The sequence below is a fragment of the Alterinioella sp. B-7 genome (assembly GCF_056857775.1).
The window spans coordinates 33,760-41,338 of sequence record NZ_JBSXNT010000015.1 but is presented as its reverse complement, the minus strand read 5'-3'; the positions used below and the strand labels follow the sequence as shown (position 1 = coordinate 41,338).

The 7,579-nt window shown below is 64.1% G+C and carries 9 protein-coding genes; 3 read left to right on the top strand and 6 right to left on the bottom strand.

Translation table 11 applies throughout. The features are described 5' to 3' along the window. Window positions 1-270 (top strand): hypothetical protein (locus tag AC13C7_RS01125; protein ID WP_482866335.1); only part of this gene is annotated, 270 nt, incomplete at its 5' end. A gap of 108 nt (window positions 271-378) precedes the next feature. On the opposite strand, the gene AC13C7_RS01120 is transcribed toward AC13C7_RS01125, so the two are convergent. From AC13C7_RS01120 to yajC, 6 genes are all read right to left on the bottom strand, one after another. Continuing rightward, window positions 379-1,074 (bottom strand): SDR family NAD(P)-dependent oxidoreductase, encoded by a 696-nt coding sequence (locus AC13C7_RS01120; RefSeq protein ID WP_482866334.1) that lies wholly within the window; start codon window positions 1,072-1,074, stop codon window positions 379-381. Between the two features lie 136 nt (window positions 1,075-1,210). Beyond that, entirely contained in the window at window positions 1,211-1,564 is a 354-nt protein-coding gene (locus AC13C7_RS01115; protein ID WP_172317318.1) for an Mth938-like domain-containing protein, read from the bottom strand. Window positions 1,565-1,581: 17 nt separating this feature from the next. Beyond that, window positions 1,582-2,334 carry a TSUP family transporter gene (locus AC13C7_RS01110; protein WP_172317316.1) on the bottom strand — a complete coding sequence of 251 codons (753 nt, stop codon included), beginning with the start codon at window positions 2,332-2,334 and terminating at the stop codon, window positions 1,582-1,584. Beyond that, window positions 2,327-3,295: a protein translocase subunit SecF gene (gene secF / locus AC13C7_RS01105; RefSeq protein ID WP_482866333.1), complete on the bottom strand. Its 969-nt coding sequence runs from the start codon at window positions 3,293-3,295 to the stop codon at window positions 2,327-2,329. The genes AC13C7_RS01110 and secF overlap by 8 nt, the downstream gene beginning before the upstream one ends. A 5-nt stretch (window positions 3,296-3,300) precedes the next feature. Further along, window positions 3,301-4,965 carry a protein translocase subunit SecD gene (gene secD, locus AC13C7_RS01100; protein WP_482866332.1) on the bottom strand — a complete coding sequence of 555 codons (1,665 nt, stop codon included), beginning with the start codon at window positions 4,963-4,965 and terminating at the stop codon, window positions 3,301-3,303. 24 nt (window positions 4,966-4,989) lie between these two features. Further along, the gene (gene yajC, locus AC13C7_RS01095; protein WP_172317311.1) at window positions 4,990-5,271 is read right to left on the bottom strand and encodes a preprotein translocase subunit YajC; all 282 of its coding nucleotides are present in this window, start codon (window positions 5,269-5,271) and stop codon (window positions 4,990-4,992) included. A gap of 273 nt (window positions 5,272-5,544) precedes the next feature. On the opposite strand from yajC, the gene serS reads away from it, so the two are divergent. Next, window positions 5,545-6,837 carry a serine--tRNA ligase gene (serS, locus tag AC13C7_RS01090; protein ID WP_482866331.1) on the top strand — a complete coding sequence of 431 codons (1,293 nt, stop codon included), beginning with the start codon at window positions 5,545-5,547 and terminating at the stop codon, window positions 6,835-6,837. Continuing rightward, a complete protein-coding gene (locus AC13C7_RS01085) occupies window positions 6,830-7,573 on the top strand; it encodes a hypothetical protein (RefSeq protein WP_172317308.1) in 744 nt (247 codons plus the stop codon). Before serS ends, AC13C7_RS01085 begins: the two co-directional genes overlap by 8 nt. Window positions 7,574-7,579 lie beyond the last annotated feature (6 nt).

Here is a 7,579-nt window from a genome sequence, read left to right as displayed (position 1 = left end):
GGAGTCCGTCCAAAATCGACCAAACCGCCGCTCAGGCGGCACAAACGGCGCGAAAATCGCTGGCAACGGCGTCTGTCCGGCGCCAAACTGCCTTCAAGCCGAAGCCTCGGCGCAGCCGAAGGCGTTGATCAGACGTTCCTTAGATCGGACCTACCGAAGAACGACAGAAAAAGAATGCTTATCATTCGCGAAGGGCTTTCCGGATTTCCACAACTCTATTTGCTTGATCCGGACCTGAACACGATCGAGGTGAATGCAGCGCCGTTGTAGTGCAAATCCTGTGGCAGTACTTTCGCTCAACCACAGCACCTGGCTAAAAATTCTTCACAACCTAAAGTGCGGCCACCGGGATACCATGGAACGAACGGGTGCAGACAATTACCATTTCTCACCGAACGGTCTCAGATCCAGTTCGAAACTCCAGGCTGACTTGTGCTGCCCGACCAACATCAATGCTGTTTCGGCAATGCTCTTTGGATCCATGAAAAACTCATCCGGCTCCTTTGGTGCAAAGCTTATTCGCGTGTCCTCCGTATCGATCACTCCGTCAATCACCAAGTAAGCCACGTGGATACCCTTCGGGCCAAGCTGTTTCGCCAATGATTGAGCAAGATTGCGTTGCGCCGATTTCGCTGCTGCAAAGGCCGTTGTCCAAACATTGCCGCGCAAAGCTGCCGTCGCACCTGACACAATCAGTGTTCCCTTTCCGCGCTGTTCCATGCGGGGGCCAAGGAATTTCGCGGTGGAGAAAAGGCCTAAAACCCCTACGCGCCAACTCTGTTCAAACTGATCTTCCGAGATTTCTTCAAGAGTCCCGAATTGGGCGAGGTCAGCGTTGTAGATCAAGACGTCAATTGGCCCGAGCTTCTCTTCAACATCGTGAAGTGCGGACTTTAGGTGTTCAGGATTGCCCGCGTCGCAGTGAAAAGCCTTTGTGACTGCATTAGTTTGACTTGATGTCGCTTTGCCTGCACCCGACCTGCTTAAAAGAGCGATGTTGTAACCCGCGCGTTCGAATACTTCAGCATAAGCAGTACCCAGCCCAGGTCCATATCCGATAATTGCACACAGCATTTGTTTGCTCCTACATCGCAGATTTCTAAGGATACTAGCACTAAATACCGCGCATCCAAACGGCGGCTTCGTCCGCAATATCGCCCGTCCCACCCCGTGCAGCCGATGCCTGCAATCGCTCCACATGCAACAAACCTCACACCGTCAGCAACGCCGCCCCGATCCGGCGACCTTCCGCCAGCAGCACGTTATAAGTCCGCGCCGCGGGCCCCGTCCCCATCACGTCGACGCCGACGCCCGCCGCCTCCAGCCGCTGGCGCAGCGTGTCGGGCAGCGGCGCGATCTCCTCGCCCATGCCGACCAGCAGCACGTCGATCTTCCCCGCCAGCGCGGCCAACGCGTCCAGATCCTCCAGCCCGCCCCAGGCCGCGACGCCGCCGGGATGGCACAGCACCGGCCCCTGGATCACCTGGCCTCCGATGCGAAAGAACCCCGGCCCGTAGCCTTCCACGGGCTGCGCATCGCCGAAATTGATCTCGTTCAACTGCATGTCTGCGCCTCCTTTGCTCAATCCCACAGCGGCAGGCCCGACAGGGCCGAGACCGCGATGATCGTGTAGGCGGCCCACCGATAGGCGCGCTCGTGATCGGGCCGGAACAGCCAGGCCCCGATCAGGTTGCCCGCCAGGTAGGGCAGCGTCACCACAAGCCCCGTCATCACCGCAACAAGGCTCAGCCGTCCGCCCGCGCCCAACATCGCCATCATCAGCGCGTCCGCGCCGATAAGATAGAGCATCAGGTTGGCGCGCACCACCGGCGCGGGCAAGGGGCGCGCCATGTAGATCATGATCACCGGCGGCCCGGCCAGCCCCGCCGCCCCGCCGAAAAGCCCGCCCAACATCCCCGTCAGGTAGATCATGCCCCGCCGCACCTCGCCCCGGTAGCGCCAGCCCATCATCAGCAGCACCAGCAACACCAGCGAGATGGAGGAGACACCATAGCGGAACACCTCCGCCGGGACCGTCACCAGCACCCACAGCCCCAGGGGCAGCGCCACCACCAGCCCCGCGCAAAGACGCACGATGTCTCGCCTGTGGGCATGTTTCAGGGCGCGCGGCACATGCGGCAGCGGCCCGAAAATGTCCATCACCGTCATCGCCACAAGCGCGGTCACCGGGCTCAGGAATTGCCCCGCGACGGGCAGGAACACCATCGCGGTGCCGAAGCCCGAAAAGCCGCGCACCACGCCCGCCGCCACCGCCGCGACGACAATCCAGACCAGCCCCGGTGTCGCCAGGACGGTCTGGAGCGCTTCAGGCATCTACATTGGAAAACTGCGTGCCGGCCCCGCCATCGGGCTTGGACCAGTCGCGCTTGACGCCCAGTTTCTCCAGCACGGTGGAGGCGATGAAGACCGAGGAATAGGTGCCGACAACAACGCCCCAGATCATCGCGAAGACAAAGCCCCGGATCACGTCGCCGCCCAGAACATAGAGCGAAATCAGCGCGATCAGGGTCGTGACCGAGGTCATCACCGTCCGGCTCAACGTCTCGTTGATCGAGAGGTTCAGAACCTCCTTCAACGGCCGCTTCTTGTATTTGCGCAGGTTCTCGCGCACCCGGTCGAAGACCACCACGGTGTCGTTCAGCGAATAGCCCACGATGGTCAGAAGGGCCGCGATGATCGCCAGGTCGAACTGGATCTGCAACAGGCAGAAGACGCCGATGGTCAGGATCACGTCATGCACCAGCGCGGCCACCGCGCCCAAGGAAAACTGCCATTCAAAGCGCAGCCAGATATAGATCAGCACCGCCCCGATCGCCAGCATCACGGCCAGCACGGCGGTCTGCACCAACTCGCCCGAGACGGTCGGCCCCACGCTTTCGACCGAGGGGAACGTGATCGTCGGATCGACCTCCTGCAAGGCGGCCTCGACCGCCGCGATCATGTCGGGGCTGACCGATTCCTCGCCCTCCTGCGCCTGGATATTGACCATGGTGACGTGGCGATCCTCGGCGAAGGTGGGGTCGAACACCTCGGTGATCGAGATGTCGCCCAGGCCAAGTGCGTCCAGCGCATCGCGGTATTCGCCGACCTCTACCGGGCTGTTGGCCTCGGTGCGGATCGTGGTGCCGCCACGAAAGTCGATGCCGAAATTCAGGCCCACCATGAAGAACAGCACGATGGAGGCGATGACCGCCGCGCCTGAGCCGATCATGGCGAGGGTCGAGAACCGGAAGAAATCCCAGTTGGTCTCGGCGGGAACAAGCTTCAGACGCATCTGCGTTACACCTCGATTTTCTTGGGACGGCGGCGTTCGAACCAGATCACGAGGATCAGCCGCGTGACGTAGAGCGCTGTGAAGACCGAGGTGATGATCCCCAGGCCCAGCGTGATGGCAAAGCCGCGCACCGGGCCCGAGCCCATGGTGAAGAGGATCACCGCGGTGATGAATGTGGTGATATTGGCGTCATAGATCGCCGAGCGCGCCTTTTCATAGCCCAGCTCGATGGCGCGCGCCGGGCCCTTGGCGGTCTTGAGCTCCTCTCGGATGCGCTCGAAGATCAGCACATTGGCATCCACCGCCATACCGATGGTCAGCACGATCCCCGCGATCCCCGGCAGGGTCAGCGTGGCCCCGATCAGCGACAGAAGGCCGAAGATCAGGCCGACATTGATGATCAGCGCGATATTGGCGAAAAGCCCGAAGAGCCCATAGCTCAGCCCCATATAGACCAGGACCGCGATTCCCGCGACCACGGCCGCGATCTCGCCCGCCGCGATGCTGTCGGCGCCCAGTTCCGGCCCGATGGTGCGTTCCTCCAGGAATGTCAGGCCCGCCGGCAGGGCACCGGCGCGCAGAAGAACCGCCAGTTCGGTCGATTCCGCCACGTTGCGCGAGCCGGTGATCTGGCCCGAGCCCTGGCAGATGGCCGAGATGATCTCGGGCGCGGTGATCACCTCGCCGTCCAGGACCACCGCGAAGGGCGCGCCGATATTGTTCTGGGTATAGTCGCAGAAGATGCGGCTGCCCGTGGTGTTGAGGTTGAAGGCCACCGCGGGCCGCCCGTTCTGGTCAAACGAGGGCTGCGCATCGGTCAGCATCTCGCCGGTCAGGACGGGGCTGGATTCGACGCGGTAAAAGAGCCCCTCATTGTCGCGGTCCGGCACGATCATCTCGCGCGCGGGCGCTTCCGCATCGGCCGATGTCGCGCGGCCCGTGACCGGGTGGAAGGTCAGCCGCGCGGTCGTGCCGATCAGGCGCTTCAGCTCCTCGGCGCTGCCGATCCCCGGCACCTGGATCAGGATGCGGCGCTGGCCCTGGCGCTGGATCGTGGGCTCGCGGGTGCCGACCTCGTCGACGCGGCGGCGCACGATCTCGACCGACTGGATCATGGTCCGGTTGTCGGTCGCGGCGCGCTCGGCCTCGGAGAGCCGGATGACGATCACATCGCCCCGCGCCTCCACTTCCAGCGTTGACGCCCCCACGCCCGTCAGGCTGACCACCGGCTGCGCCAATTCGCGCACCGCGGCCAGGGCCGTCGCCATACCCTCGGAGTTCCCGATCAGCACATGCAATTCACCCGCGGGCGCATCCTGGCGCCGGATACCGCCAACCTCGGCCCGCAGATCGCGCAGCGTGTTGCGCACCTCGGGCCAGAGCGAATCCATCCGCGCCTCATAGACCTCCTCGACCTGCACCTCGGCCAGGAGATGCGCGCCGCCGCGCAGATCCAGCCCCAGGTTGACCAGGCTCGACGGCAGGTAGGACGGCCAGCCGCCCAGGTCACCGGCCAGGTCCGCCGGATCGCCCCCCGCCTCCTCGATCGCGGTGACGGCGTCATTGCGCCGCTCGACCCGGTCGTAAAAGAGGTTCGGCATCGCAAAGGCGAGGCCCAGGACGACGACGCCCCAGATCAGCACCCGGTTCCAGGTAGGGATATTCAGCATCGAAGCGCTTTCCGCGTTCAGGGATTATTCGCTGGCCGGTTCGGTCTTGTTGACGACGCGGGCAATGGTGGAGCGCACGACGCGGACCTTGACGCCCTCGGCCAACTGCACCTCGACCTCGTGCTCGTCCTTGACCTTGGTGACCTTGCCGAAAAGCCCGCCTGCCGTCACGATCTCATCGCCGCGCCGGAGCGCCTGAACCATCGCCTCATGCGCCTTGCGCTGCTGCATCTGCGGGCGGATCATCAGGAAATACATGATCGCGATGATGGCGATAAGCGGGATAAAGCTGCCGATGGCTTCCATTGTGGGGCGCGTCCTCTTGGGTTTTTCGTGGAGGGCCTCGGCCCTTGTGAAATCGGCGGCACGTTAATCGCGGGCGGGGCGAAGCGCAAGGCGAAGTGCGGGTGGGTCCGCGGCGTTTCGGGACGGCAGGTGCCTCGGACGCGGCACCCCCCGCGTCTGCACGGGGGGCGCATCGGGGGGTGTACGGGGGGCACCCCCCTCTTTTCGGGTTCAAACCGCCCTGCCGATGGTGCATAGAACAGGCGATAATTCCGCCCTGAGCCGAGGCCAGACATGCACGATATCCGCGCCATCCGTGAGAACCCCGACGCCTTTGACGCCGCCATGAAAATGCGCGGGCTGGCGCCGCAATCGCCTGCCATCCTGGCATTGGATGAGGCCCGCCGCGCCGCGATCTCGGCAGCCGAAACGGCGCAGGCGGAACGTAACGCGGCCTCCAAGGATGTGGGCCGCGCCAAGGCCAGCGGAGACGAGGCCGGGTTCGAACGCCTGCGCGCCTTAGTTGCTGAAAAGAAAGATGAAATCGCCCGGATGGAGGAGGAGGCCAAGGCCAAGGATGCCGCCCTGCGCGACATGCTCGCGGCGCTGCCGAACCGCCCCTACGACGACACGCCCATCGGCCAGGACGAGTCCGACAACGTGGAAATCCACCGCTGGGGCAGCCCCCGCGATTTCGCCTTCGACCCCAAGGAACATTACGAGATTCCGGCCGTTCAGGACGGCATGGATTTCGAGACGGCGGCCAAGCTCTCGGGCTCCCGCTTCGTCCTCATGTCCGGCGGTGTCGCCCGCATCCACCGGGCGCTGGCGCAATTCATGCTGGATTTACATACAGTTGAGCATGGATTGACGGAAGTGAACGCCCCCGTTCTGGTGCGCGACGAGATGATGTTCGGCACGGGTCAGTTGCCGAAATTCGGCGAAGACAGCTACCAGACCCGCGAAGGCTGGTGGCTCATTCCGACCTCGGAAGTCACGCTGACCAACATCGTCAACGACACCATCATCGAGGAAAGCTACCTGCCCCGCCGCTACACCGCACATTCCTTGTGCTTCCGCTCCGAAGCCGGATCGGCGGGCCGCGACACCTCCGGCATGCTGCGCCAGCATCAGTTCGAGAAGGTCGAGATGGTCTCGATCACCCATCCCGATCACAGCCGTGACGAGCTGGATCGCATGACAGAATGCGCGCAAACCGTGCTGGAGCGGCTGGAGCTGCCCTATCGCACGGTGGTGCTCTGCACCGGCGACATGGGCGCAGGCGCACGCCGCACACATGACATCGAGGTCTGGCTGCCGGGGCAGAACACCTACCGCGAGATCAGCTCCTGCTCGGTCTGCGGCGACTACCAGGCCCGGCGCATGAACGCCCGCTTCCGGCCCGAGGGCGGCGGCAAGCCGGAGTTTGTTCACACCCTCAATGGCTCCGGCCTCGCCGTGGGCCGCTGCCTGATCGCGGTGCTGGAAAACGGCCAGCAGGAGGACGGCTCGGTTGGACTTCCCGCCGCCCTGCACCCATATCTGGGGGGCAAGACCACGCTGACCCCGGAGGGAAATCTTGTCTGACCTCATTCCGCCGCAAACCGCTGACAGCACTGCGAAAATGAAGGCGATCCTGGTGCTGGTGACCGCATTGGGCTTTGCCGCCGGGTCCACCTTCACGCCCGGTTTCGGCGGCTTCGCGCCGGATCAGTTCCCCTATCCGGTCGCCGATCTGCCGCTGACGCCCGCAGGTTTCGCCTTCTCGATCTGGGGGCTGATCTTCCTCGCGCTGATTGCCAGCGGCCTCTTCGGGCTGCTTAAACGCGACACTGATCCGGCCTGGGACCGCACCCGCTGGCCCCTCATCGCCGTGCAAACCCTTGGGGCGACCTGGGTTGCACTGGCGGTCTGGTCGCCGCCCGTGGCCACGGTGGCGATCTGGATCATGTTGGTGCTGGCCCTGGTGGCGGCGGGGCGGTCGGTGAAAAGCAACGATACCTGGTGGTTGCAAGTGCCCCTGATGCTGCTGGCGGGGTGGCTCACGGCGGCCTCCTGGGTGGGGCTGACGACCCTCGCGGTCGGCTATATCGAGGGGCTGTCGCAGACGACAGGCAGCTGGATCGGGCTGGTCCTGGCGCTGATCACGGCCATCGCCTGCCTCACCTGGTTGCGCAGCCCGGCCTATGCGGCGGCGGTCATCTGGGCGCTGATCGGCGTCATCGCGGCCAATGCGGGTGGTGGCTGGATGTTCCTGACGGGCGTTGTCGCCGGGGCCGCCGCAATTGCCGGGGTTTCTTTGCGGCAGGTGCAACGCGGCTGACGCCCC